The organism is Streptomyces rishiriensis (genome assembly GCF_030815485.1).
GTDB lineage: Bacteria > Actinomycetota > Actinomycetes > Streptomycetales > Streptomycetaceae > Streptomyces > Streptomyces rishiriensis_A.
This window is the reverse complement of the sequence record NZ_JAUSWV010000002.1, coordinates 1,589,989-1,616,367: the sequence shown is the minus strand read 5'-3', so window position 1 is coordinate 1,616,367 and position 26,379 is coordinate 1,589,989. Positions and strand designations below refer to the sequence as shown.

Here is a 26,379-nt window from a genome sequence, read left to right as displayed (position 1 = left end):
AGCGATGTTCCGCCGCACCTTCTGGTTCAGCACGGGCGTCGCCGCCGGTGTCTGGGCCACCACCAAGGTCAATCGCAAGCTGAAGCAGCTGACCCCCGAGAGCCTCGCCGCGGCCGCGGCCAACAAGGCGCTCGAGACGGGAGCGCGCCTCAAGGACCGCGCGGTGGGCTTCGCGCTCGACGTCCGCGACAACATGGCCCAGCGGGAGGCCGAGCTGGGGGAGGCGCTGGGGATCCGTGAGGACCCCGAACTCCCCGCTCCCCGGCGCCACACCGCCATCGAGGGCAACCGCAGTACCCCCCAGCACATCGAGAACACGACGTACTCGCACAACCGGAATGAGGACCACTGATGGAGTCGGCCGAGATCCGCCGCCGCTGGCTGAGCTTCTACGAGGAGCGCGGGCACACCGTCGTCCCTTCGGCGTCGCTCATCGCGGACGACCCGACTCTGCTCCTGGTCCCCGCCGGCATGGTCCCCTTCAAGCCGTACTTCCTCGGCGAGGTCAAGCCGCCGTGGTCGCGCGCCACCAGCGTGCAGAAGTGCGTGCGCACGCCTGACATCGAAGAGGTCGGCAAGACCACCCGCCACGGCACCTTCTTCCAGATGTGCGGCAACTTCTCCTTCGGCGACTACTTCAAGGAAGGCGCCGTCAAGTACGCCTGGGAGCTGCTCACCACGCCCCAGGACAAGGGCGGTTACGGCCTGGATCCGGAGAAGCTCTGGATCACGGTCTACAAGGACGACGACGAGGCCGAGCGCATCTGGCACGAGGTCATTGGCGTGCCCAAGGAGCGCATCCAGCGCCTCGGCATGAAGGACAACTACTGGTCCATGGGCGTCCCCGGCCCCTGTGGCCCCTGTTCCGAGATCAACTACGACCGCGGCCCCGAGTTCGGCGCCGAGGGCGGTCCCGCCGTCAACGACGAGCGGTACGTGGAGATCTGGAACCTGGTCTTCATGCAGTACGAGCGCGGCGAGGGCATCGGAAAGGACAACTTCGAGATCCTCGGCGAGCTGCCCAGCAAGAACATCGACACGGGCCTCGGACTCGAGCGGCTCGCGATGATCCTGCAGGGCGTGCAGAACATGTACGAGATCGACACCTCGATGGCCGTCATCAAGAAGGCCACCGAACTGACCGGCGTCGAGTACGGCGAGGCCCATGACTCGGACGTCTCGCTGCGCGTGGTCACCGACCACATGCGCACCTCCGTGATGCTCATCGGCGACGGCGTCACCCCCGGCAACGAGGGCCGCGGTTACGTCCTGCGCCGCATCATGCGCCGCGCCATCCGCAACATGCGTCTGCTCGGCGCCACCGGTCCCGTCGTCAAGGACCTGATCGACACCGTCATCGAGATGATGGGCCGGCAGTACCCCGAGCTCGTCACCGACCGCGAGCGCATCGAGAAGGTCGCCGTCGCGGAGGAGAACGCCTTCCTCAAGACGCTGAAGGCCGGCACCAACATCCTCGACACCGCCGTCACCGAGACCAAGCAGTCCGGTGGCACCGTGCTCGCCGGCGACAAGGCCTTCCTGCTCCACGACACCTGGGGCTTCCCGATCGACCTCACCCTCGAGATGGCCGCCGAGCAGGGGCTGTCCGTGGACGAGGACGGCTTCCGCCGCCTGATGAAGGAGCAGCGGGAGCGCGCCAAGGCCGACGCCCAGTCCAAGAAGACCGGCCACGCCGGTGTGGGCGCCTACCGCGAGATCGCCGACCGGGCCGGCGCCACCGACTTCATCGGCTACTCCGACACCGAGGGCGAGTCGACGGTTGTCGGCATTCTCGTCGACGGCGCCTCCTCGCCGGCCGCCACCGAGGGCGACGAGGTCGAGATCGTCCTCGACCGCACCCCGTTCTACGCCGAGGGCGGTGGCCAGATCGGCGACACCGGCCGCATCAAGGTGGACACCGGCGCCGTCATCGAGATCCGCGACACCCAGAAGCCGGTCCCCGGCGTGTACGTCCACAAGGGCGTCGTCCAGGTAGGCGAGGTCACGCTCGGCGCCAAGGCCCACGCCTCGATCGACCGCCGCCGCCGCACGGCCATCGCCCGCGCCCACTCGGCCACCCACCTCACGCACCAGGCGCTGCGCGACGCCCTCGGGCCGACGGCCGCCCAGGCCGGTTCCGAGAACCAGCCCGGCCGCTTCCGCTTCGACTTCGGTTCCCCGTCCGCCGTCCCGACGGCCGTGATGACCGACGTCGAGCAGAAGATCAACGAGATCCTCGCCCGCGACCTGGACGTCCAGGCCGAGGTCATGGGCATCGACGAGGCCAAGAAGCAGGGCGCCATCGCCGAGTTCGGCGAGAAGTACGGCGAGCGGGTGCGGGTCGTGACCATCGGCGACTTCTCCAAGGAGCTGTGCGGTGGCACGCACGTGCACAACACCTCCCAGCTGGGCCTGGTGAAGCTGCTCGGCGAGTCGTCGATCGGTTCGGGCGTCCGCCGCATCGAGGCCCTCGTCGGCGTCGACGCCTACAACTTCCTGGCCCGGGAGCACACGGTCGTCGCTCAGCTCCAGGAGCTGGTCAAGGGCCGTCCGGAGGAACTCCCGGAGAAGATCTCCGCCATGCTCGGCAAGCTGAAGGACGCCGAGAAGGAGATCGAGAAGTTCCGCGCGGAGAAGGTCCTCCAGGCCGCCGCCGGGCTCGTGGAGTCCGCCAAGGACGTCCGCGGTGTCGCTCTCGTCACCGGTCAGGTCCCCGACGGCACGACCCCCGACGACCTGCGCAGGCTCGTCCTCGACGTGCGCGGCCGGATCCAGGGCGGCCGGGCCGCCGTGGTCGCCCTGTTCACGGTGAACAACGACAAGCCGCTGACGGTCATCGCCACCAACGAGGCCGCCCGCGAGCACGGTCTCAAGGCCGGCGAGCTGGTCCGCACGGCTGCCAAGACCCTCGGTGGTGGTGGCGGCGGCAAGCCGGACGTCGCTCAGGGCGGCGGCCAGAACCCGGCCGCCGTCGGCGACGCCGTCGACGCCGTCGAGCGGCTCGTGGCGGAAACGGCCAAGTGAGCGAGCCGATGAGGAAGGGCCGTCGACTCGCGATCGACGTCGGGGACGCCCGGATCGGGGTCGCCTCGTGCGACCCCGACGGGATCCTCGCCACTCCGGTGGAGACGGTCCCCGGCCGGGACGTCCCCGCGGCCTACCGCCGTCTCGGACAACTGGTCGAGGAGTACGAGCCGATCGAGGTCGTCGTGGGTCTGCCTCGCTCCCTCAAGGGGGGCGAGGGCCCGGCCGCGGTCAAGGTCCGCGGCTTCGCGCAGGAGCTGGCGAACAGAATCGCGCCCGTATCCGTACGTCTGGTGGACGAGAGGATGACGACGGTGACGGCCAGTCAGGGACTGCGCGCTTCGGGGGTGAAAGCGAAGAAGGGCCGCTCGGTGATCGACCAGGCCGCCGCTGTGATCATCCTTCAGCAGGCACTGGAATCCGAACGGGTGTCAGGTAAAGCGCCGGGCGAGGGCGTCGAAGTGGTCATCTGATCGCGATACGGTAACGTTCCGCGCGATGCGGCGGTGTTCGAACAGCAGCCGCACAGAGAGAGACGGAACGGTGACGGGCCTGAACAAGCCGCGTGATCGCCGCCTCGCGGCTCTAGGGGATCGATGACTGAGTATGGCCGGGGCTCTGGCTCCGAACCGTGGCATCCGGAGGACCCGTTGTACGGGGACGGCGGATGGGAAGGGCAGCAGGCCCCCACGGGCCATCAGCCTGCCTACGGCGGCCGGCCACAGCACCACCCCTACCCGCAACAGCCGGACCAGCCGCAGGAGTACGGCGACTGGAGCCAGGGACAGGCGCAGCAGTACGACCAGCAGCACTACGGTCAGCAGCAGTACGACCCGCAGTACCAGGGTTACGACCAGCAGCAGTACGCCGCTCAGGACCAGCAGTACGCCCACCAGAACCAGCAGGCGTACCACGACGGGTATCAGGAGGGCGGCTGGGACGGCACGGGCACCCATGCCCACGTCCCCTACGCTGCCGACCCGGGTGACCCCTACGGGCAGCAGGCCGCGGCCTACGGCGCCGAACAACCCGACTTCTACGGCACTCCGGAGGCGTACCCACCGCCGGAGCCGCCCGCCCGGCGGCGCGCCGAGCCGGCGCCGGAAGCCGAGTCCGAGCAGAAACCCGACTGGGACCCGGGACCCGATCAGGGTGAGCACGCCTTCTTCGCGGGCGGCGGGGCCGAGGACGACGAGGACGACGACGAGCCGGAGGGCCGGGGCGACCGGCGGGGCCGGGGCGGCAAGGGCACGAAGAGCAAGAAGAGCAAGAAGAGCCGCAGCGGCTGCGCCTGCCTGGTGGTCGTGCTGGTGTTCGGCGGTGGCATCGCGGGCGTCGGGTATTTCGGCTACGACTACTACCAGAATCGTTACGGCGCGGCTCCGGACTTCGCAGGCGACGGCACCAAGCAGACCGTGAGCGTCCAGGTGCCCAAGGGCTCCGGCGGCGCCGCCATCGGCCGACTGCTGAAGGACGCGGGCGTCGTCAAGAGCGTGGACGCGTTCGTCTCCGCTATCACGAACAATCCCGAAGGGGGCGGCATCCAGGCGGGTGCGTACATCCTGAGGAAGGAGATGTCCGCGAAGAGCGCTGTGGAGATGATGCTCGACCCGGCGAGCCAGGCCAATGTGATCGTCCCTCCGGGCCAGCGGAACGTGGCCGTCTACAAGGCCATCGACACGAAACTCGGGCTTGCCTCCGGCGCCACCAGAAAGGTGGCGGAGAGCCAGTACAAGACGCTGGGCCTGCCCGCCTGGGCGAACAGCAGCGAGGACATCAAGGACCCGTTGGAGGGTTTCCTCTTCCCGGGGACGTACGCCGCGGCCAAGGGCATGAAGCCCGAGGCGGTCCTGAAGTCGATGGTCGCCCACGCCAACGAGGTGTACGGCGAGTACGACCTCGAGGCCAAGGCCAAGACGCTCAAGCTGGAAAGCCCGCTGCAGGTCATCACGGTCGCCAGCCTCGTCCAGGCCGAGGGCAAGACGCACGACGACTACCGCAAGATGGCGGAGGTCGTCTACAACCGGCTCAAGCCGACGAACGACCAGACCAATCAGTTGCTCCAGTTCGACTCGACCTTCAATTACCTGAAGGGCGAGAGCAAGATCCATATCAGCGAGTCCGAGATCAACAGCAACAAGGACCCGTACAACACCTACACCAACAGGGGTCTGACGCCGGGACCGATCGGCAATCCCGGTGAGGACGCGTTGAAGGCCACGATGAATCCGACCACCGACGGGTGGATCTATTTCGTGGCGACCGACGGCGAGAGCAATACCGAATTCGCCAAGACCTACGCGGAATTCCAGAGACTCAAGGACAAGTTCGATGCCAGCACGGGCAACTGACGCCCGCCGGGCCGCGGTACTGGGCAGCCCCGTCGTCCACTCCCTCTCCCCGGTGCTGCACCGCGCCGCGTACGAGGCACTGGAACTCACCGGCTGGACGTACGACCGATTCGAGGTCGACGAGGCGGCCCTGCCCGGCTTCGTCGCCGGGCTCGGCGCCGAATGGGCCGGGCTCTCGCTGACCATGCCGCTGAAGCGGGCGGTCATCCCGCTGCTCGACGGGATCAGCGAGACGGCGGCCTCCGTCGAGGCGGTCAACACCCTCGTGTTCACCGAGGACGGCCGCCGGCTCGGCGACAACACGGATATCCCCGGCATGGTCGCCGCCCTGCGTGAGCGGGGTGTCGAGCAGGTCGACTCGGCCGCGATCCTTGGCGCCGGCGCCACCGCGTCCTCCGCCCTGGCCGCCCTGGCCCGGGTCTGCACCGGCGAGATCGTCGCCTATGCCCGCAGCGCGGCCCGCGCCGCCGAGATGCGGCAGTGGGCCGAGCGGCTGGACGTCGAGATCCGGATCGCCGACTGGGCGGACGCCGCCGACGCGCTGCGCTTCCCGCTGGTCGTCGCGACCACCCCGGCCGGGGCCACGGACGCCCTCGCCGCCTCGGTGCCGGAGCGCCCCGCCACCCTGTTCGACGTGCTCTACGACCCGTGGCCGACCCGGCTGGCCGCCCGCTGGTCCATGTACGGCGGCGCGGTCGTCAGCGGCCTCGACCTGCTCGTGCACCAGGCGGTCCTCCAGGTGGAGCAGATGACGGGCCGGGTCCCGGCGCCGGTGGAGGCCATGCGCACGGCGGGCGAGCACGCCCTCGCCGCTCGCGGAGCCTCGCACCACCCGTGACCTCGCACCACCCGTGACCCCGCCTCTCGCCGTCCCCCCGTCCGCTTGCTGGACCGGCGACCGGTTCCAGGGCCGGGACGTGGGAGGATCGGAGGTGGCGGGCCAGGGCCGCGCACCCGGTCACGCCACCGACGTACGCGACGGACGCGCGTGCGCAGAGCAGTACCAGGGCGCGAGCACTGAGGAGCATCGTTGAGCAGGCTGCGTTGGCTGACCGCGGGGGAGTCCCACGGTCCCGCACTTGTCGCGACGCTGGAGGGCCTTCCCGCCGGCGTGCCGATCACCACCGAGATGGTCGCCGACCACCTCGCGCGGCGACGGCTCGGCTATGGGCGTGGTGCGCGCATGAAGTTCGAGCGCGACGAGATCACCTTCCTCGGCGGTGTCCGGCACGGCCTGACCATGGGCTCTCCGGTCGCCGTCATGGTGGGCAACACCGAGTGGCCGAAGTGGGAACAGGTGATGGCGGCCGACCCGGTCGACCCGGAGATCCTGGCCGGCCTCGCCCGCAACGCCCCGCTCACCCGCCCGCGCCCCGGCCACGCCGACCTCGCCGGGATGCAGAAGTACGGCTTCGACGAGGCCCGGCCGATCCTGGAGCGCGCCTCCGCGCGGGAGACGGCTGCCCGGGTCGCGCTGGGCGCGGTCGCCCGGTCGTACCTGAAGGAGACGGCCGGCATCGAGATCGTCTCGCACGTCGTCGAGCTGGCCGCCGCGAAGGCGCCCTACGGCGTCCTGCCGACCCCCGCGGACGTCGAGAAGCTGGACGCGGACCCGGTCCGCTGCCTGGACGCCGACGCGTCGAAGGCGATGGTCGCGGAGATCGACCAGGCCCACAAGGACGGCGACACCCTCGGCGGCGTCGTCGAGGTGCTCGCGTACGACGTCCCGGTCGGCCTCGGCTCGCACGTGCACTGGGACCGCCGGCTGGACGCCCGCCTCGCCGCGGGCCTGATGGGCATCCAGGCGATCAAGGGCGTCGAGGTCGGCGACGGCTTCGACCTCGCGCGCGTGCCGGGTTCGAAGGCGCACGACGAGATCGTCACCACGCCCGAGGGCATCCGGCGTACGAGCGGCCGCTCCGGCGGCACCGAGGGCGGACTGACCACCGGCGAGCTGCTGCGCGTGCGCGCGGCGATGAAGCCGATCGCTACCGTGCCGCGGGCCCTGCGCACGGTGGACGTCGCCACGGGCGAGGCCACCCAGGCCCACCACCAGCGCTCCGACGTGTGCGCGGTCCCGGCCGCCGGGATCGTCGCCGAGGCGATGGTCGCGCTGGTGCTCGCGGACGCGGTGGCGGAGAAGTTCGGTGGCGACAGCGTCACCGAGACCCGCCGCAACGTGCGGTCGTACCTCGACAGCCTGCACATCCGATGAGCGGGCCGCTGGTCGTCCTCGTCGGCCCCATGGGCGTCGGCAAGTCCACCGTCGGGCAGCTGCTCGCCGAGCGCCTCGGCGTCGGCTACCGGGACACCGACGACGACATCGTCACCGAGGCGGGCCGCAGCATCGCGGAGATCTTCGTCGACGAGGGCGAGGAGACCTTCCGCGCGGTCGAGAAGCGGGCCGTGCGGCGCGCGCTCGCCGAGCACGACGGCGTGCTGGCGCTCGGCGGCGGCTCGGTCCTGGACGCGGACACCCGCGCGCTGCTGGCCGGGCAGCGCGTGGTCTACCTGGCGATGGACGTCGAGGAAGCCGTCAAGCGCACCGGCCTGAACACGGCGCGCCCGCTGCTCGCCGTCAATCCGCGCAAGCAGTGGCGTGAGCTGATGGACGCCCGTCGCCATCTCTACGAGGGCGTCGCCACCGCGGTCGTGACCACGGACGGCCGTACGCCCGAAGAGGTCACCCAAGTGGCCTTGGACGCTTTGGAGTTGAAGGAAGCATGAGCAGCGAGTCCGTAACGCGGATCCGGGTCGGCGGCAGCGCGGGCTCGGAGCCGTACGAGGTCCTGGTCGGCCGTCAGCTGCTGGGCGAGCTCGGCGGGCTGATCGGCGAGCGAAGCCGGACGGGGACGGCCAAGCGGGTCGCGGTGATCCACCCCGAGGCACTCGCCGGTACCGGGGACGCGCTCCGCGCCGATCTGGCCGAACAGGGCTACGAGGCCGTCGCCATCCAGGTGCCCAACGCCGAGGAGGCCAAGACCGCCGAGGTCGCCGCCTACTGCTGGAAGGCGCTCGGCCAGTCCGGGTTCACCCGCAGCGACGTCGTCGTGGGCGTCGGCGGGGGCTCGACCACCGACCTGGCCGGGTTCGTCGCCGCGACCTGGCTGCGCGGGGTGCGCTGGATCGCCGTCCCGACGACCGTGCTGGCCATGGTCGACGCGGCCGTCGGCGGCAAGACCGGCATCAACACCGCCGAGGGCAAGAACCTGGTCGGTTCCTTCCACCCGCCGGCCGGTGTGCTGTGCGACCTGGCCGCGCTGGACTCCCTGCCGGTCAACGACTACGTCTCCGGGCTCGCCGAGATCATCAAGGCCGGCTTCATCGCCGACCCGGCGATCCTCGACCTGATCGAGTCCGACCCCGAGGCGGCCCGCACCCCGACGGGCCCGCACACCGCCGAGCTCATCGAGCGTTCCATCAGGGTCAAGGCGGACGTCGTGTCGTCGGACCTGAAGGAGTCGGGCCTGCGGGAGATCCTCAACTACGGTCACACGCTGGCGCACGCCATCGAGAAGAACGAGCGCTACAAGTGGCGGCACGGCGCCGCCGTGTCGGTGGGCATGCACTTCGCCGCCGAACTGGGCCGCCTGGCGGGCCGGCTGGACGACGCGACGGCCGACCGCCACCGCACGATCCTGCAGTCGGTGGGGCTGCCGCTGCACTACCGCTACGACCAGTGGCCCAAGCTGCTGGAGAACATGAAGGTCGACAAGAAGTCCCGCGGCGACCTGCTGCGGTTCATCGTCCTGGACGGCCTCGCCAAGCCGAACGTCCTCGAGGGCCCCGACCCGGCCGTCCTGCTGGCCGCGTACGGCGAGGTGGGCGAGTAACAGCGCGGAACGGGCCAGTAGGTCCGCCTGCTTCCCTTCCGCCCGATACGCCTTCCGCACCGGGCACTTCGGACCGCCCCCGGTCGTTCACCGAACGACGCCCGGGGGCGGTACCGTTCAGTAGCGAAGAGCGGGGTCCGCGCCCCTCACAACCAGCGCCCATTGCCTGTACGAGACGGAGTGGCACCGGATGCAGCACGCAGTGGGTTCTCCGCTGCCGCCGCCCCATCAGCCGGGCGGCGCCCCCCAGCAGCAGCCGGGGTACCTCGGCGCCCCCACGGGCCCGGTGCCGCCCGCGCCCCAGCCGGCGGTCCCGCCCGTGCCGCCGCCGCCCGCCCCGCAGCACGCTCCGGTCCCGCAGGGCACCGAGCCCACCGGACACGTCCCGCTGCCGCCCGGCGGGCCCGTCCCCATGCCCAGCGCGCCGCCCGCCCCGACCGTCCCCGACCCGACGGCCACGACGCTGGCGGTGCTGCTGATCGGCCCGGCGGGCGCCGGGAAGACGAGCGTCGCCAAGTTCTGGGCCGACCACCGCCGGGTGCCCACCGCCCATGTGAGTCTCGACGACGTACGGGAATGGGTCCGCTCGGGCTTCGCCGACCCGCAGTCGGGGTGGAACGACCATTCCGAGGCCCAGTACCGGCTGGCCCGCCGCACCTGCGGCTTCGCCGCCCGCAACTTCCTGGCCAACGGCATCTCGTGCATCCTGGACGACGCGATCTTCCCCGACCGCCCGGCCGTGGGCCTGGGCGGCTGGAAACGGCACGTGGGGCCGGGCCTGCTGCCCGTCGTGCTCCTGCCCGGACTCGAAGTGGTCCTGGAGCGCAACGCCGCACGCTCCGGAAACCGCCGCCTCAGCGACGAGGAGGTGGCCCGGATCCATGGCCGCATGGCCGGCTGGTACGGCTCCGGCCTCCCCATCATCGACAACTCCCAACTGGACGTCCCCACGACCGCGAGGGTTCTGGACGACGTGCTGGCCAGGGCGATCGCGAGCCCTCCGAAGTGGTAGAGCGCCCTCGGGCGCTCCGGCCCGACGCGGCCGGTTCCCCCGAACGCCCTCCCAACCGGCACAATCCGGCCACTCCTCCTACGCTCGTGTCATGTCAGAGGTCTACGCGTCCCGCCGCACCCGGCTGAGAGAACGCTGCAACGCGAGCGGCAGCGCCACCGCGCTGATCTCCCGCCCCGCCAACGTGAGATACCTCGCGGGTGCGGCGCCGCGCGGCGCCGTCCTGCTGCTGGGCAGACGTGAGGATCTGCTCGTCTGCGCGGACCCGCCCGACGACCGCCCGAACGAGGGCCGGCCGGACGAAACCCTGCGCGTCCACTCCCTGCGCCGTTCCGGCGGCGATCCCGCGGTCGCCGCAGTGGACCTCCTGGTGGGCGAGGGCGGCGACTCCCTCGCGGTGGAGGAGCATCACCTCACGGTGGCCCGCCACCGCGCCCTGCGCTCCGTCGCACCCGGGCTGCGCCTCGCCGACCTGGGCGGCGCGGTCGAGCAGCTCAGGGTGGTGAAGGACGAGGAGGAGATCTCCTGTCTGCGGATCGGCGCCGAGATCGCCGACCAGGCCCTGGGGGAGCTGCTGGAGTCCATCCTGGTGGGCCGTACGGAACGGCACCTCGCCCTCGAACTGGAACGGCGGCTCGTCGACCACGGTGCCGACGGTCCCGCGTTCGCCACCTCGGTCGCCACCGGTCCGAACTCCGGCCGGCGCGGCCACCGGCCCACCGACCGGCGGGTGGAGGAGGGCGACTTCCTCTCCGTCTGCCTGGGGGCGAGCTACCGCGGCTACCGCTGCGAGATCGGCCGCACCTTCGTGATCGGCACATCCCCCGCCGACTGGCAGATCGAGCTGTACGACCTCGTCTTCGCTGCCCAGCGGGCCGGACGAGAGGCCCTGGCACCCGGTGCCGCCTTCCGGGACGTGGACCGCGCGGCCCGCCACATCCTGGACTCCGCGGGGCACTCCGAGGGCCTCCACGCGCTCACCGGGCACGGTGTCGGACTGGAAATCGAAGAGGACCCGCAGTTGTCTCCCGCGGCCATGGGTAAACTGGACGCTTGCGTGCCGGTCACCGTCGAACCGGGGGTCCACCTCCCGGGCCGGGGCGGTGTCCGGATCGATGACACGCTCGTCGTGCGCCCCGAGGCGGACGGCGGACCCGAGCTACTCACCATCACGACCAAGGAGCTGCTCGCCCTCTAGTCAGGTGCGTGCACCGGGGTCGTCCACGTCAGTCCAGGAGATTCCGCAACCGTGGCTTCCACGAACGACCTCAAGAACGGCCTGGTGCTCAAGCTCGAAGGCGGCCAGCTCTGGTCCGTCGTCGAGTTCCAGCACGTCAAGCCCGGCAAGGGCCCGGCCTTCGTGCGCACCAAGCTGAAGAACGTGCTTTCCGGCAAGGTCGTCGACAAGACGTTCAACGCCGGCGTCAAGGTCGAGACGGCCACTGTCGACAAGCGCGACATGCAGTTCTCGTACATGGACGGCGAGTACTTCGTCTTCATGGACATGGAGACCTACGACCAGCTGATGGTCGACCGCAAGGCCGTCGGCGACGCCGCCAACTTCCTGATCGAGGGCTTCACGGCCACCGTCGCGCAGCACGAGGGCGAGGTGCTCTTCGTCGAGCTGCCGGCCGCCGTCGAGCTCGTCGTGCAGGAGACCGAGCCCGGCCTTCAGGGCGACCGCTCCACCGGTGGCACCAAGCCCGCCACCCTGGAGACCGGTCACCAGATCAACGTCCCGCTCTTCATCACCACCGGTGAGAAGATCAAGGTCGACACCCGCACCAGCGACTACCTCGGCCGGGTGAACAGCTAACCGTGGCTGCTCGCAACACGGCCCGCAAGCGCGCCTTCCAGATCCTCTTCGAGGGCGACCAGCGCGAAGTCGACGTCCTGACAGTCCTCGCGGACTGGATCCGGCTCTCCCGGGCCGACACCCGGCAGCCGCCGGTCAGCGAGTACACGATGCAGTTGGTCGAGGGCTACGCGGGGTACGCGCGGCGCATCGACGAGCTGATCTCGCAGTACTCGGTCGGCTGGACGCTGGACCGGATGCCCGTCGTCGACCGCAACATCCTGCGTCTCGGCGCCTACGAGCTGATCTGGGCCGACGAGACCCCGGACGCGGTCGTCCTGGACGAGATGGTGCAGCTGGCGAAGGAGTTCTCCACCGACGAGTCGCCGTCGTTCGTCAACGGGCTGCTCGGCCGGTTCAAGGAACTCAAGCCGTCTCTGCGTCGCGAATAGCGAACAGGGCCGCGGGAGGAGCCGGGGAACGTGGGCCGTAGGAGGCCTGCGGGCCGTCTGTGGCTCGTCGTGCGGTCCTTCGCGCCCCTCGGGGCGCGAACACGCCGGAGGGCCCACAGCACACGCTGTGGGCCCTCCGGCGTACTCGGTCACAACGCCGGGGTGGCCGGAACCATCAGGTTCCGGCCACCCCGGCGGCACGTTTCTGCTGAGCTCTGCTGGGCCTTTACGGGACTCAGGCGTCCTCGTGGGAAACCGCGCGACGCGCGTCCGCGTCCAGGACGCCCCAGCTGATCAGCTGCTCGGTCAGGACCGAGGGCGACTGGTCGTAGATGACGGCGAGCGTGCGCAGGTCGTCCTGGCGGATCGACAGCACCTTTCCGTTGTAGTCACCGCGCTGCGACTGGATGGTGGCCGCGTACCGCTGAAGGGGGCCCGCCTTCTCGACCGGCACGTGGGCCAGTCGCTCCAGGTCCAGGACCAGCTTCGGCGGCGGCTCCGCGGCGCCGCCCGGAGTGGTGCCCGGCAGCAGTTCCTGCACGGGGACGCCGTAGAAGTCCGCCAGCTCGGCAAGGCGCTGGACGGTCACGGCGCGGTCGCCGCGCTCGTACGAACCGACCACGACCGCCTTCCAGCGTCCCTGGGACTTCTCCTCGACACCGTGGAGGGAAAGGCCCTGCTGGGTGCGGATCGCCCGGAGCTTGGCCCCGAGCTGTTTGGCGTATTCGCTGGACATATAGCTCCCCGGCACTGGGTCGACGCGGCACGAGCCGCGTGCTGGTAACTCACTGTGAGGTTACGCAGCGTGATTCTTCTGAGTCAAGCCGAATGGTCCACACCGACGCTTCCGTGGTATCGATGGCCGATTACGCCAAGGGGGTGATCGGGGCGGTGTCCCGGCCTGCTACCGTGGATGGCGCAAATCCGACGTCCTTTAAGGTCCGTCCCGTGAGGCGGAGAAGGAGGTCCGTTTCATATGGACAAGCAGGACATTCAGCAGGACTCCCGGCAAGCCGATGCGCGGCCCGTGCTCGAAGGCCCCGACATCGCGCGGGTACTGACCCGTATCGCCCACGAGATCGTCGAACGCGCCAAGGGCGCCGACGACGTGGTGCTGCTCGGCATCCCGACCCGCGGCGTCTTCCTCGCCCAGCGGCTCGCCGCCAAGCTCGAGCAGATCACCGACCGCAGGATTCCGGTCGGTTCCCTCGACATCACGATGTACCGCGACGACCTGCGCATGCACCCGCCGCGTGCGCTGGCCCGCACCGAGATCCCCGGTGACGGTCTGGACGGCAGGCTGGTCGTCCTCGTCGACGACGTGCTCTTCTCCGGCCGCACCATCCGCGCGGCCCTCGACGCGCTGAACGATCTCGGGCGACCGCGCGCGGTCCAGCTCGCGGTCCTCGTCGACCGCGGCCACCGGGAACTGCCCATCCGCGCCGACTACGTCGGCAAGAACCTCCCCACGTCGTTGCGGGAGACGGTCAAGGTCCAGCTCGCCGAGGAGGACGGTCGCGACACCGTGCTGCTCGGTGTGAAGCCGGCCGCCCAGCAGTAGCACGCGCGCGTGCGGCCCTCGGTGCCGTGCGCCTCGCAGCCGTGCCCTGCACGCCCGTGATCTCCCCTCCCTGAACTGCCTTACGGAGCCTGACAGATGCAGCGTCATCTCATCTCGGCCGCCGACCTCACCCGCGACGACGCCGTCCTGATCCTCGACACCGCCGAGGAGATGGCCCGGGTCGCCGACCGGCCCATCAAGAAACTGCCGACCCTGCGCGGCCGCACCATCGTCAACCTCTTCTTCGAGGACTCCACGCGCACGCGCATCTCCTTCGAGGCCGCCGAGAAGCGCCTCTCCGCGGACGTCATCAACTTCTCCGCCAAGGGATCGTCGGTGTCCAAGGGCGAGTCCCTGAAGGACACCGCCCAGACGCTGGAGGCCATGGGCGTCGACGCGGTCGTCATCCGGCACGGCGCCTCCGGCGCGCCCTACCGCCTGGCCACCTCCGGCTGGATCGACGCGGTCGTCGTCAACGCCGGGGACGGCACCCACCAGCACCCCACCCAGGCCCTCCTGGACGCCTTCACCATGCGGCGCCGACTCGTCGGCCGGGACGCCGGGCTCGGCCAGGACCTCGCCGGCAAGCGCATCACCATCGTCGGTGACGTGCTGCACAGCCGGGTCGCCCGCTCCAACGTCGACCTGCTGCACACGCTCGGCGCCGAGGTCACCCTGGTCGCCCCGCCCACCCTGGTGCCGGTCGGCATCGAGACCTGGCCCTGCGAGGTGTCGTACGACCTCGACAGCACGCTGCCCAAGTCCGACGCGGTGATGATGCTGCGCGTGCAGCGCGAGCGGATGAACGCCGCGTTCTTCCCGACCGAGCGCGAGTACTCGCGGCGCTACGGTCTCGACGGCGACCGCATGGCGCGGATGCCCGAGCACGCCATCGTCATGCATCCCGGCCCGATGGTCCGCGGCATGGAGATCACCGCCGAGGTCGCCGACTCGGAGCGCTGCACCGTCGTCGAACAGGTCGCCAACGGCGTGTCCATCCGGATGGCGGTCCTCTACCTGCTCCTGGGCGGCAACGAACCCGCCGTCAGCCACGCCCGCTCCACCGAGGAGAAGTAAGAACATGAGCAAGATCCTTATCCGTGGTGCGAAGGTGCTCGGCGGTGAGCCGCAGGACGTCCTGATCGACGGCGCGGTCATCGAGGCCGTCGGCGCGGGGCTGTCCGCCGAGGGCGCCGAGGTGGTCGAGGCCGCAGGCAAGGTGCTGCTGCCGGGCCTGGTCGACCTGCACACCCATCTGCGCGAGCCGGGCCGGGAGGACTCCGAGACGGTGCTGACCGGCACCCGCGCCGCCGCATCCGGCGGCTACACGGCCGTGTTCGCCATGGCCAACACCTTCCCGGTGGCCGACACCGCCGGTGTGGTCGAGCAGGTCTACCGGCTCGGGCAGGAGCACGGCTACTGCGACGTGCAGCCCATCGGCGCGGTCACGGTCGGCCTCGAGGGCCGCAAGCTCGCCGAGCTGGGCGCCATGCACGAGTCGGCGGCCGGCGTCACCGTCTTCTCCGACGACGGCAAGTGCGTCGACGACGCGGTGATCATGCGCCGGGCCCTGGAGTACGTGAAGGCCTTCGGCGGGGTCGTCGCCCAGCACGCGCAGGAGCCGCGGCTGACCGAGGGCGCCCAGATGAACGAGGGCGTTGTCTCCGCCGAGCTGGGTCTCGGAGGCTGGCCCGCGGTGGCCGAGGAGTCGATCATCGCCCGGGACGTCCTGCTCGCCGAGCACGTCGGCTCGCGGGTCCACATCTGCCACCTCTCCACCGCCGGATCCGTCGAGATCGTGCGCTGGGCCAAGTCCCGCGGCATCGACGTCACCGCCGAGGTCACCCCGCACCACCTGCTCCTGACCGACGAGCTGGTCCGGTCGTACAACCCGGTCTACAAGGTGAACCCGCCGCTGCGCACCGAGCGGGACGTGCACGCCCTGCGTGAGGCGCTCGCCGACGGCACCATCGACATCGTCGCCACCGACCACGCCCCGCACCCGCACGAGGACAAGGACTGCGAGTGGGCCGCCGCCGCCATGGGCATGGTCGGCCTGGAGACCGCGCTGTCGGTGATCCAGGAGACGATGGTGGAGACGGGCCTGCTGGACTGGGCCGGGGTCGCCAGCCGGATGTCGTTCAAGCCCGCCCTGATCGGGCAGGCCAAGGGCCACGGGCGCCCCGTCTCGGCAGGTGAGCCCGCCAACCTCACGCTCGTCGACACGGAATACCGTGGGTCGGTGGACCCCGCGGGCTTCGCCTCGCGCAGCCGGAACACCCCCTACGAGGGGCGTGAGCTGCCGGGCCGTGTCACGCACACGTGGCTCCGGGGCAAGGCCACGCTCGTCGACGGGAAGCTCACGTGACATCTGCTGCACTACTGCTCGCGGCCGAGAAGGAATCGGCCCAAGTGACCGACTGGGCCGCCCGGATCGGCTGGGTGGTCGGTCTCGGCCTCTTCGTCGCGCTCGTCTACTGGCTGATGCGCGAGGGCTGGAAGTGGCGCGGCACGCTCCAGGGCGACCTGCCGGAGCTCCCCACCGCGCCGGACGACCCCGGCCCGGCGAGACTGGGCATGAGCGGCCGCTACCACGGCTCCACCACCGCCGGGCAGTGGCTCGACCGCATCGTGGCGCACGGCCTGGGCACCCGCAGCCGGGTCGAGCTCACCCTGACGGCCGCGGGACTGGACGTCGTACGCCCCGGCGCCACCGACTTCTTCGTCCCGGCCGCCGCACTGCGCGAGGCCCGGCTCGACAAGGGCATCGCCGGCAAGGTCCTCACCGAGGGCGGACTACTGGTGGTGACCTGGGCACACGGCGACACCTTGCTCGACTCGGGCTTCCGCTCGGACCACGCGGCCGAGCACGGCGAGTGGGTCGACGCCATCAACTCCATGATCGACAAAACCGAGAACCCGACGGAAACGGAAGGCGCACGATGACGACCTCCACCAGGGGAACCACCAGGGTTCCCGCCGTACTCGTCCTGGAGGACGGCCGGATCTTCCGCGGCCGTGCCTACGGGGCCGTGGGGGAGACCTTCGGCGAAGCGGTGTTCTCCACCGGCATGACCGGCTACCAGGAGACCCTGACCGACCCGTCGTACGACCGTCAGATCGTCGTCGCGACCGCCCCGCAGATCGGCAACACCGGCTGGAACGACGAGGACGACGAGTCGGGCCGCATCTGGGTCTCCGGCTACGTCGTGCGCGACCCCGCGCGCGTGCCGTCCAACTGGCGCGCCAAGCGCTCCCTGGACGACGAGCTCGTCGCGCAGAACGTCGTCGGCATCTGCGGCATCGACACCCGCGCGCTCACCCGCCACCTCCGCGAGAGCGGCTCGATGCGCGCCGGCGTCTTCTCCGGCGAGGCGGTCCGCTCCGACACCGAGCTCCTCGCGCGCGTGCAGGCCCAGCCGCACATGAAGGGCGCGAGCCTCTACGAGGAGGTCGCCACCAAGGAGGCCTACGTCGTCCCGGCGGTCGGCGAGAAGCGGTTCACCGTCGCCGCCATCGACCTCGGCATCAAGGGCATGACCCCGCACCGCATGGCCCAGCGCGGCATCGAGGTGCACGTGCTCCCGGCGACGGCCTCGGCGGCCGAGGTGTACGCCGTGAACCCCGACGGCGTGTTCTTCTCCAACGGCCCGGGCGACCCGGCCGCCGCCGACGGCCCGGTCGCGCTGATGACCGAGGTGCTGGAGCGCAGGACGCCGCTCTTCGGCATCTGTTTCGGCAACCAGATCCTCGGCCGCGCCCTGGGCTTCGGGACCTACAAGCTGAAGTACGGCCACCGCGGCATCAACCAGCCGGTCCAGGACCGTACGACCGGCAAGGTCGAGGTCACCGCGCACAACCACGGGTTCGCCGTGGACGCGCCGCTCGACAAGGTCAGCGAGACGAAGTTCGGCCGCGCCGAGGTCTCCCACGTCTGCCTCAACGACGACGTCGTGGAGGGGCTCCAGCTGCTCGACCAGCCGGCCTTCTCCGTCCAGTACCACCCCGAAGCGGCAGCGGGCCCCCACGACGCCGCCTACCTGTTCGACCGCTTCGTATCCCTGATGGAGGGCCAGCGTGCCTAAGCGCACCGATATCCAGTCCGTCCTGGTCATCGGCTCCGGCCCGATCGTCATCGGTCAGGCCGCCGAGTTCGACTACTCCGGCACCCAGGCGTGCCGCGTCCTGCGCGCCGAGGGTCTGCGCGTCATCCTGGTGAACTCCAACCCGGCGACGATCATGACCGACCCGGAGATCGCCGACGCCACCTACGTGGAGCCGATCACCCCGGAGTTCGTCGAGAAGATCATCGCCAAGGAGCGCCCGGACGTCCTGCTGCCGACGCTCGGCGGCCAGACGGCCCTCAACACCGCGATCTCCATGCACGAGCAGGGTGTGCTGGAGAAGTACGGCGTCGAGCTGATCGGCGCCAACGTCGAGGCGATCAACAAGGGCGAGGACCGCGACCTCTTCAAGGGTGTCGTCGAGGCCGTCCGCGAGAAGATCGGACACGGCGAGTCCGCGCGGTCCGTGATCTGCCACTCCATGGACGACGTGATCGCGGGCGTCGAGACGCTCGGCGGGTACCCCGTCGTCGTCCGCCCCTCCTTCACCATGGGCGGCGCCGGCTCCGGCTTCGCCCACGACGAGGAGGAGCTGCGCCGCATCGCCGGCCAGGGCCTGACGCTCTCCCCGACCACCGAGGTGCTCCTGGAGGAGTCCATCCTCGGCTGGAAGGAGTACGAGCTGGAGCTGATGCGCGACAAGAACGACAACGTCGTGGTCGTCTGCTCCATCGAGAACTTCGACCCCATGGGCGTCCACACCGGCGACTCGATCACCGTCGCGCCGGCGATGACGCTGACCGACCGCGAGTACCAGCGGCTGCGCGACATCGGCATCGCGATCATCCGCGAGGTCGGCGTCGACACCGGCGGCTGCAACATCCAGTTCGCGGTCAACCCCGAGGACGGCCGCATCATCGTCATCGAGATGAACCCGCGCGTCTCGCGTTCCTCGGCCCTGGCCTCCAAGGCCACCGGCTTCCCGATCGCCAAGATCGCGGCCAAGCTCGCCGTCGGCTACACCCTCGACGAGATCCCGAACGACATCACCCGGGAGACCCCGGCCTCCTTCGAGCCGACGCTCGACTACGTGGTCGTGAAGGCCCCGCGCTTCGCCTTCGAGAAGTTCCCGAGCGCCGACTCCACGCTGACCACGACCATGAAGTCGGTCGGCGAGGCCATGGCGATCGGCCGCAACTTCACCGAGGCCTTCCAGAAGGCGCTGCGCTCGCTGGAGAAGAAGGGCAGCCAGTTCACCTTCGTCGGCGACCCCGGCGACAAGGACGCGCTGCTGCGCGAGGCCGTACGGCCCACCGACGGCCGTATCAACACCGTCATGCAGGCCATCCGCGCGGGCGCCACCCCCGAGGAGGTCTTCGAGTTCACGAAGATCGACCCCTGGTTCGTCGACCAGCTCTTCCTCATCAAGGAGACCGCCGACGAGCTGGCCGCCGGCGACCGCCTGGACGTCGAGCTGCTCGCCGAGGCCAAGCGGCACGGCTTCTCGGACCAGCAGATCGCCGAGATCCGCGGACTGCGCGAGGACGTCGTCCGCGAGGTCCGGCACGCCCTGGGCATCCGCCCGGTCTACAAGACGGTGGACACCTGCGCCGCCGAGTTCGCCGCGAAGACGCCGTACTTCTACTCCTCCTACGACGAGGAGAGCGAGGTCGCGCCCCGCGAGAAGCCGGCGGTGATCATCCTGGGCTCCGGCCCGAACCGCATCGGCCAGGGCATCGAGTTCGACTACTCCTGCGTCCACGCCTCCTTCGCGCTGTCCGACGCCGGGTACGAGACCGTGATGGTCAACTGCAACCCGGAGACCGTCTCCACGGACTACGACACCTCCGACCGCCTGTACTTCGAGCCGCTGACGCTGGAGGACGTGCTGGAGATCGTCCACGCGGAGTCGCTGGCCGGCCCGGTCGCCGGTGTCGTCGTCCAGCTCGGCGGCCAGACCCCGCTGGGCCTGGCGCAGGCGCTGAAGGACAACGGCGTGCCGATCGTCGGCACCTCCCCGGAGGCCATCCACGCGGCCGAGGACCGGGGCGCCTTCGGGCGGGTGCTCGCCGAGGCCGGTCTGCCGGCCCCGAAGCACGGCACGGCCACCACTTTCTCCGAGGCCAAGGCCATCGCGGACGAGATCGGCTACCCGGTCCTGGTGCGTCCGTCGTACGTGCTCGGCGGCCGCGGCATGGAGATCGTCTACGACGAGACGCGGCTGTCGTCCTACATCGCCGAGTCGACCGAGATCAGCCCCACCCGGCCGGTCCTCGTCGACCGCTTCCTCGACGACGCCATCGAGATCGACGTCGACGCGCTCTACGACGGCGAGGAGCTGTACCTCGGCGGCGTCATGGAGCACATCGAGGAGGCCGGCATCCACTCCGGCGACTCGGCGTGCGCCCTGCCGCCGATCACCCTCGGCGGCTTCGACATCAAGCGCCTGCGCGCCTCCACCGAGGCGATCGCCAAGGGCGTCGGGGTGCGCGGTCTGATCAACATCCAGTTCGCGATGGCCGGCGACATCCTCTACGTCCTGGAGGCCAACCCGCGCGCGTCCCGTACGGTCCCCTTCACCTCGAAGGCCACCGCGGTGCCGCTGGCGAAGGCCGCCGCCCGGATCTCGCTGGGCGCGACCGTCGCCGAGCTGCGCGCCGAGGGGCTGCTCCCGGCGACCGGCGACGGCGGTGAGCTGCCGCTGGACGCGCCGATCTCCGTCAAGGAGGCCGTGATGCCGTGGAGCCGGTTCCGGGACACCTCCGGCCGCGGTGTCGACACCGTGCTCGGCCCCGAGATGCGCTCCACCGGCGAGGTCATGGGCATCGACTCCGTCTTCGGCACGGCGTACGCCAAATCGCAGGCCGCCGCGTACGGCCCGCTGCCCACCAAGGGCCGCGCGTTCATCTCGGTCGCCAACCGCGACAAGCGCTCGATGATCTTCCCGGCCCGTGAACTGGTCGGCCACGGCTTCGAACTGCTCGCCACCTCCGGCACAGCCGAGGTCCTCAGGCGCAACGGCATCAACGCCACCGTCGTGCGCAAGCAGTCCGAGGGCACCGGTCCGAACGGCGAGAAGACCATCGTCCAGCTCATCCACGACGGCGAGGTCGACCTCATCGTCAACACCCCGTACGGCACCGGCGGCCGCCTCGACGGCTACGAGATCCGTACGGCGGCCGTGGCGCGGTCCGTGCCGTGCCTGACGACGGTCCAGGCGCTCGCCGCGGCCGTCCAGGGCATCGACGCCCTCAACCACGGGGGTGTGGGCGTCCGCTCACTCCAAGAACACGCGGAACACCTGACCGCGGCCCGCGACTAGCAGCCCTCAGGGGGACACCGGAAACGGTGTCCCCCTCTTCATGACACCTCTTCGCGAGGCTCCTTGGAGGACATGATCATGTACAAGCAATTCTTCCGGCTGGTCTTCCACCGGATGGACCCCGAGCGCGCCCACCACCTGGCCTTCCGCTGGATCCGGCTCGCCGTCCGGATCCCGGTGCTGCGCACGTTCGTCGCGGCCGTTCTGGCCCCCCGGTACGAGGAACTGCGCACCGAGGCCTTCGGGCTGCGCATGCACGGCCCCTTCGGGCTCGCCGCCGGCTTCGACAAGAACGCCGTCGCGATCGACGGGATGTCGATGCTGGGCTTCGACCATGTCGAGATCGGCACGGTCACCGGCGAGCCGCAGCCGGGCAACCCCGCCCAGCGGCTGTTCCGGCTCGTGAAGGACCGGGGCCTCATCAACCGGATGGGCTTCAACAACGAGGGCTCGCTGGCCGTAGCCGCGCGCCTGGCCTCCCGTACGCCCGTCTTCAAGCCCGTGGTGGGCGTCAACATCGGCAAGACCAAGGTCGTACCGGAGGAGGAGGCCGTCGGCGACTACGTGAAGTCGACCGAGCGGCTCGCGCCCTACGCCGACTACCTGGTGGTCAACGTGTCCTCGCCGAACACCCCGGGACTGCGCAACCTGCAGGCCACCGAGGCGCTGCGGCCGCTGCTGAGCGCCGTGCGCGAGGCCGCCGACCGGGTCGTGACCTCCCGGCGGGTCCCGCTGCTGGTCAAGATCGCCCCGGACCTGGCCGACGACGACGTCGACGCGGTGGCCGACCTGGCCGTGGAACTCGGCCTGGACGGGATCATCGCCACCAACACCACCGTCGCGCGCGAGGGACTCGGTCTGAAGTCCGAACCCTCGCTGGTGAAGGAGGCCGGCGGCCTGTCGGGGGCGCCCCTCAAGGCCCGCTCGCTGGAGGTCCTGCGCCGCCTCTACGCGCGCGTGGGCGATCGCGTCACCCTCGTGGGCGTCGGCGGCGTGGAGGACGCCGAGGACGCCTGGCAGCGCATCCTGGCCGGTGCCACGCTGGTCCAGGGGTACAGCGCCTTCATCTACCAGGGGCCCTTCTGGGGCCGTGCGATCCACAAGGGCCTGGCCGCCCGCCTGCGGACGAGCCCCTACGCCACTCTCGCCGACGCGGTCGGCGCCGACGTGAGGAAGACGGCATGACCCTGGAGCCCTTCGGCGCGCGGCTGCGCCGGGCCATGGACCAGCGTGGCCCGCTCTGCGTCGGCATCGACCCGCACGCCTCCCTGCTCGCCGAGTGGGGCCTGAACGACGACGTCGCCGGCCTGGAGCGGTTCAGCCGCACGGTCGTCGAGGCCACGGCCGACCGGGTCGCCCTGCTGAAGCCGCAGAGCGCCTTCTTCGAGCGGTTCGGCTCCCGCGGCATCGCCGTCCTGGAGAAGACCGTCCAGGAGGCGCGGGCGGCCGGTGCCCTGGTCGTGATGGACGCCAAGCGCGGCGACATCGGCTCGACCATGGCCGCCTACGCCGAGTCGTTCCTGCACAAGGACGCCCCGCTGTTCTCCGACGCCCTCACCGTGTCGCCGTACCTCGGCTACGGATCCCTGTCCCCGGCGGTGGTGTCGGCGCGCGAGAGCGGAGCCGGGCTGTTCGTGCTGGCGCTGACCTCCAACCCGGAGGGCCGTGAGGTCCAGCGCGCGGTGCGGCCGGACGGGCGGGACATCGGGGCGACGATGCTGGCGCACCTGGCGGCGGAGAACGTGGGGGAGGAGCCGCTGGGCTCCTTCGGGGCGGTCGTCGGCGCCACCCTGGGCGACCTCTCGACGTACGACCTCGACATCAACGGTCCGCTTCTCGCGCCGGGGGTCGGCGCTCAGGGGGCCACGCCGGCCGACCTTCCGCGGGTCTTCGGGTCCGCGGTGCGCAATGTCGTGCCGAACGTGAGTCGGGGTGTGTTGCGTCACGGTCCCGACCTCGTCGCTCTGCGTGACGCCGTGGATCGATTCGCGCGAGAGGTCCGCGCCGCCGTGGCGTCCGTCTGAACGGCGTCGGCCGCCCGACCGGGGCTCGGTCGGGCGGTCCGGAGACGACTTGAGTCTGGATACATCCTCAAATCCGGGGCACTATGTCTTAAATGTCCGGCCCTACGGAGGCTGACCAGGACTTTTCCTCTGTTCTCGCTGACTCTGGCGGAGTTGGCCGCTAGTCTCCGACGGAGAGTGAACGGGCAGCGCGTGTTGCTCGTAACTCACCAGGTGTGGGGCGACTAGGTTCCTCACCGGTCCGTATCCGACAGTTCGACATCCGAGGTGACGTAGGCGTGGCTCTTCCGCCCCTTACCCCCGAACAGCGCGCAGCCGCGCTCGAAAAGGCCGCCGCGGCTCGCCGGGAGCGGGCCGAGGTCAAGAATCGACTCAAGCACTCCGGCGCCTCGCTTCACGAGGTCATCAAGCAGGGTCAGGAAAACGACGTCATCGGCAAGATGAAGGTCTCCGCCCTTCTGGAGTCGCTCCCGGGCGTGGGCAAAGTCCGCGCCAAGCAGATCATGGAGCGACTCGGCATCTCCGAGAGCCGTCGCGTGCGCGGCCTCGGTTCCAACCAGATCGCGTCCCTGGAGCGTGAGTTCGGCAGCACCGGCTCCTGATTCCCGGGTGCCGCGGGAAGGGAGTCCCGGGCACTCCGGGATTGCTGGAATAATCGCTGCATGGCAGTAAAACTCCGGGGGACGACCCCCGAAACCCCGGACGCACGTCCGCGGCTGACCGTGCTCTCCGGCCCCTCCGGGGTCGGCAAGAGCACGGTCGTCGCTCATATGCGCAAGGAACACCCCGAAGTCTGGCTCTCCGTGTCGGCGACGACCCGTAGGCCGCGGCCCGGCGAGAAGCACGGCGTCCACTATTTCTTCGTCACCGACGACGAGATGGACAAGCTGATCGCCAACGGCGAGCTGCTCGAGTGGGCCGAGTTCGCGGGCAACCGCTACGGCACTCCGCGCACCGCGGTGCTGGAACGCCTGGAGTCGGGCGAGCCGGTCCTCCTGGAGATCGACCTCCAGGGAGCCCGGCAGGTCCGCGAGTCGATGCCCGAGGCTCAACTCGTGTTCCTCGCCCCTCCCTCCTGGGAGGAACTGGTGCGTCGGCTCACCGGGCGGGGCACCGAACCGCCCGAGGTGATCGAGCGCCGCCTGGCGGCGGCGAAGATCGAACTCGCGGCCGAGCCGGAGTTCGACGTGACCCTGGTCAACACCTCCGTCGAGGACGTCGCGCGTGAGCTGCTAGCCTTGGTCGATGTTGTGTGATTACGAGCCTGTGATCACGACCTGTTTTTTCCCATCCATCGGAAGGTAGAGCGTGTCCTCTTCCATCTCCGCGCCCGAGGGCATCATCAACCCGCCGATCGACGAGCTCCTCGAGGCCACCGACTCGAAGTACAGCCTCGTGATCTACGCGGCCAAGCGGGCCCGCCAGATCAACGCGTACTACTCGCAGCTCGGCGAGGGCCTCCTCGAGTACGTCGGTCCGCTCGTGGACACCCACGTCCACGAGAAGCCGCTCTCGATCGCCCTTCGCGAGATCAACGCGGGTCTGCTGACGTCCGAGGCCGTCGAGGGCCCCGCTCAGTAGTATTTTCGGCTCGCAATTGGTTTTTCCACAGGCCCGGCAGCACGACTGCCGGGCCTGTGGTGTCTGATGGACCCGTACGCCGGGAGCCGCGGTGTGCGTTTTCCGAGGTCCGGGGAGAGACGGTGGACAAGCCGAAGGTCGTTCTGGGGGTCAGTGGGGGCATCGCCGCCTACAAGGCCTGCGAGCTGCTGCGCAGACTGACCGAGTCGGGCCATGACGTCCGGGTGGTCCCCACCGCCTCGGCGCTGCACTTCGTCGGCGCGGCCACCTGGTCCGCCCTCTCCGGGCACCCCGTCTCCACGGAGGTCTGGGACGACGTCCACGAGGTCCCGCACGTCCGTATCGGCCAGCACGCCGACCTGGTGGTCGTCGCCCCGGCCACGGCGGACATGCTCGCCAAGGCCGCCCACGGCCTCGCCGACGACCTCCTCACCAACACCCTCCTGACGGCCCGCTGTCCGGTCGTCTTCGCCCCCGCGATGCACACCGAGATGTGGGAGCACCCGGCCACCCAGGAGAACGTGGCGACGCTGCGCCGCCGGGGCGCCGTCGTCATCGAGCCGGCCGTCGGCCGCCTCACCGGCGTCGACACCGGCAAGGGCCGGCTGCCCGACCCTGCCGAGATCTTCGAGGTCTGCCGCCGGGTCCTGGCCAGGGGAGTGCGCGAGCCCGACCTCGTCGGCCGCCATGTCGTGGTCAGCGCCGGCGGTACCCGCGAGCCCCTCGACCCGGTCCGCTTCCTCGGCAACCGCTCCTCCGGCAAGCAGGGCTACGCCCTCGCCCGCACCGCCGCCGCCCGCGGCGCCCGCGTCACGCTGGTCGCGGCGAACACCGGCCTGCCCGACCCGGCCGGGGTCGACGTCGTCCGGGTCGGCACGGCCGTGCAGCTGCGTGAGGCGGTCCTGAAGGCGGCAGCGGACGCCGACGCGGTCGTCATGGCGGCCGCGGTGGCCGACTTCCGGCCGGAGACGTACGCGGCCGGGAAGATCAAGAAACAGGACGGCCGGGAACCGGACCCCATCGTTCTTGTGCGAAATCCGGACATCCTCGCCGAGGTCTCCGCCGACCGGGCGCGCTCCAACCAGGTGGTTGTCGGCTTCGCGGCCGAGACCGACGAGGTCCTCGCCAACGGCCGGTCGAAGCTCCGTCGCAAGGGCTGCGATCTGCTGGTGGTGAACGAGGTGGGGGAGCGCAAGACCTTCGGTTCGGAGGAGAACGAGGCCGTCGTGCTGGGGGCCGACGGCAGCGAAACGCCCGTGCCGTACGGGCCCAAGGAGGCCCTGGCCGAAATCGTGTGGGACCTGGTGACGCGGCGGCTGGGCTGACTGTTTGATGCGCTTCCCCGTCGTCCTCCCCCTCG

At 70.3% G+C, this 26,379-nt stretch carries 25 protein-coding genes; 24 read left to right on the top strand and 1 reads right to left on the bottom strand.

Annotated elements, in window-relative coordinates:
- Positions 1-4: 4 nt before the first annotated feature.
- The 12 genes from QF030_RS09580 (at position 5) to nusB (ending at position 12,467) form a co-directional block, all read left to right on the top strand.
- Positions 5-352 (top strand): hypothetical protein, encoded by a 348-nt coding sequence (locus QF030_RS09580; RefSeq protein ID WP_307162229.1) that lies wholly within the window; start codon positions 5-7, stop codon positions 350-352.
- Positions 352-3,024, top strand: a complete 2,673-nt coding sequence (alaS, locus tag QF030_RS09575; RefSeq protein WP_307162228.1) for an alanine--tRNA ligase — start codon at positions 352-354, stop codon at positions 3,022-3,024. Before QF030_RS09580 ends, alaS begins: the two co-directional genes overlap by 1 nt.
- A gap of 8 nt (positions 3,025-3,032) precedes the next feature.
- Positions 3,033-3,497, top strand: a complete 465-nt coding sequence (gene ruvX / locus QF030_RS09570) for a Holliday junction resolvase RuvX (RefSeq protein ID WP_057607056.1) — start codon at positions 3,033-3,035, stop codon at positions 3,495-3,497.
- A gap of 123 nt (positions 3,498-3,620) precedes the next feature.
- Positions 3,621-5,375, top strand: coding sequence for an endolytic transglycosylase MltG (mltG, locus tag QF030_RS09565; RefSeq protein ID WP_307162227.1), 1,755 nt, complete (start codon positions 3,621-3,623; stop codon positions 5,373-5,375).
- A complete protein-coding gene (locus tag QF030_RS09560; protein WP_307162226.1) occupies positions 5,356-6,213 on the top strand; it encodes a shikimate dehydrogenase in 858 nt (285 codons plus the stop codon). Before mltG ends, QF030_RS09560 begins: the two co-directional genes overlap by 20 nt.
- Before the next feature lie 192 nt (positions 6,214-6,405).
- Positions 6,406-7,590: a chorismate synthase gene (gene aroC, locus QF030_RS09555; protein ID WP_307162225.1), complete on the top strand. Its 1,185-nt coding sequence runs from the start codon at positions 6,406-6,408 to the stop codon at positions 7,588-7,590.
- Positions 7,587-8,102, top strand: a complete 516-nt coding sequence (locus tag QF030_RS09550) for a shikimate kinase (RefSeq protein ID WP_307162224.1) — start codon at positions 7,587-7,589, stop codon at positions 8,100-8,102. The genes aroC and QF030_RS09550 overlap by 4 nt, the downstream gene beginning before the upstream one ends.
- Positions 8,099-9,208 (top strand): 3-dehydroquinate synthase, encoded by a 1,110-nt coding sequence (gene aroB, locus QF030_RS09545; protein ID WP_307162223.1) that lies wholly within the window; start codon positions 8,099-8,101, stop codon positions 9,206-9,208. Before QF030_RS09550 ends, aroB begins: the two co-directional genes overlap by 4 nt.
- 190 nt (positions 9,209-9,398) lie before the next feature.
- Positions 9,399-10,220 (top strand): Pro-rich N-terminal domain-containing protein, encoded by an 822-nt coding sequence (locus QF030_RS09540; RefSeq protein WP_307162222.1) that lies wholly within the window; start codon positions 9,399-9,401, stop codon positions 10,218-10,220.
- Between the two features lie 91 nt (positions 10,221-10,311).
- On the top strand, positions 10,312-11,418 hold the full coding sequence (locus QF030_RS09535) for an aminopeptidase P family protein (protein ID WP_307162221.1): 1,107 nt from the start codon (positions 10,312-10,314) through the stop codon (positions 11,416-11,418).
- A gap of 51 nt (positions 11,419-11,469) precedes the next feature.
- On the top strand, positions 11,470-12,036 hold the full coding sequence (gene efp, locus QF030_RS09530; protein ID WP_020128856.1) for an elongation factor P: 567 nt from the start codon (positions 11,470-11,472) through the stop codon (positions 12,034-12,036).
- A gap of 2 nt (positions 12,037-12,038) precedes the next feature.
- Positions 12,039-12,467, top strand: coding sequence for a transcription antitermination factor NusB (gene nusB / locus QF030_RS09525; RefSeq protein ID WP_307162220.1), 429 nt, complete (start codon positions 12,039-12,041; stop codon positions 12,465-12,467).
- Positions 12,468-12,702: 235 nt separating this feature from the next.
- On the opposite strand, the gene bldD is transcribed toward nusB, so the two are convergent.
- Positions 12,703-13,203, bottom strand: coding sequence for a transcriptional regulator BldD (bldD, locus tag QF030_RS09520; RefSeq protein ID WP_307162219.1), 501 nt, complete (start codon positions 13,201-13,203; stop codon positions 12,703-12,705).
- Between the two features lie 240 nt (positions 13,204-13,443).
- Between bldD and pyrR the strand changes: the two genes are divergently transcribed.
- The 12 genes from pyrR to coaBC all read left to right on the top strand — a co-directional run bounded on the left by pyrR (position 13,444) and on the right by coaBC (position 26,344).
- Complete coding sequence (gene pyrR, locus QF030_RS09515; RefSeq protein WP_307162218.1) at positions 13,444-14,028, top strand: bifunctional pyr operon transcriptional regulator/uracil phosphoribosyltransferase PyrR; 585 nt, start codon at positions 13,444-13,446, stop codon at positions 14,026-14,028.
- Between the two features lie 96 nt (positions 14,029-14,124).
- Complete coding sequence (locus tag QF030_RS09510) at positions 14,125-15,105, top strand: aspartate carbamoyltransferase catalytic subunit (protein WP_307162217.1); 981 nt, start codon at positions 14,125-14,127, stop codon at positions 15,103-15,105.
- A gap of 4 nt (positions 15,106-15,109) precedes the next feature.
- Positions 15,110-16,396, top strand: a complete 1,287-nt coding sequence (locus QF030_RS09505) for a dihydroorotase (protein WP_307162216.1) — start codon at positions 15,110-15,112, stop codon at positions 16,394-16,396.
- Positions 16,393-16,974 carry a PH-like domain-containing protein gene (locus QF030_RS09500; RefSeq protein WP_307162215.1) on the top strand — a complete coding sequence of 194 codons (582 nt, stop codon included), beginning with the start codon at positions 16,393-16,395 and terminating at the stop codon, positions 16,972-16,974. Before QF030_RS09505 ends, QF030_RS09500 begins: the two co-directional genes overlap by 4 nt.
- Entirely contained in the window at positions 16,971-18,113 is a 1,143-nt protein-coding gene (gene carA / locus QF030_RS09495; RefSeq protein WP_307162214.1) for a glutamine-hydrolyzing carbamoyl-phosphate synthase small subunit, read from the top strand. Before QF030_RS09500 ends, carA begins: the two co-directional genes overlap by 4 nt.
- Positions 18,106-21,414, top strand: coding sequence for a carbamoyl-phosphate synthase large subunit (gene carB, locus QF030_RS09490; protein ID WP_307162213.1), 3,309 nt, complete (start codon positions 18,106-18,108; stop codon positions 21,412-21,414). The genes carA and carB overlap by 8 nt, the downstream gene beginning before the upstream one ends.
- Before the next feature lie 78 nt (positions 21,415-21,492).
- Complete coding sequence (locus QF030_RS09485) at positions 21,493-22,599, top strand: quinone-dependent dihydroorotate dehydrogenase (RefSeq protein WP_307162212.1); 1,107 nt, start codon at positions 21,493-21,495, stop codon at positions 22,597-22,599.
- Entirely contained in the window at positions 22,596-23,438 is an 843-nt protein-coding gene (gene pyrF, locus QF030_RS09480; protein WP_307162211.1) for an orotidine-5'-phosphate decarboxylase, read from the top strand. Before QF030_RS09485 ends, pyrF begins: the two co-directional genes overlap by 4 nt.
- Before the next feature lie 278 nt (positions 23,439-23,716).
- The gene (locus QF030_RS09475) at positions 23,717-24,040 is read left to right on the top strand and encodes an integration host factor (RefSeq protein WP_003977346.1); all 324 of its coding nucleotides are present in this window, start codon (positions 23,717-23,719) and stop codon (positions 24,038-24,040) included.
- Between the two features lie 60 nt (positions 24,041-24,100).
- A complete protein-coding gene (gene gmk, locus QF030_RS09470; RefSeq protein WP_307162210.1) occupies positions 24,101-24,694 on the top strand; it encodes a guanylate kinase in 594 nt (197 codons plus the stop codon).
- A 52-nt stretch (positions 24,695-24,746) separates the two neighbouring features.
- Entirely contained in the window at positions 24,747-25,019 is a 273-nt protein-coding gene (gene rpoZ, locus QF030_RS09465; RefSeq protein ID WP_003988945.1) for a DNA-directed RNA polymerase subunit omega, read from the top strand.
- Positions 25,020-25,141: 122 nt separating this feature from the next.
- Positions 25,142-26,344, top strand: a complete 1,203-nt coding sequence (gene coaBC, locus QF030_RS09460; RefSeq protein ID WP_307162209.1) for a bifunctional phosphopantothenoylcysteine decarboxylase/phosphopantothenate--cysteine ligase CoaBC — start codon at positions 25,142-25,144, stop codon at positions 26,342-26,344.
- The last annotated feature ends 35 nt before the right edge of the window (positions 26,345-26,379 follow it).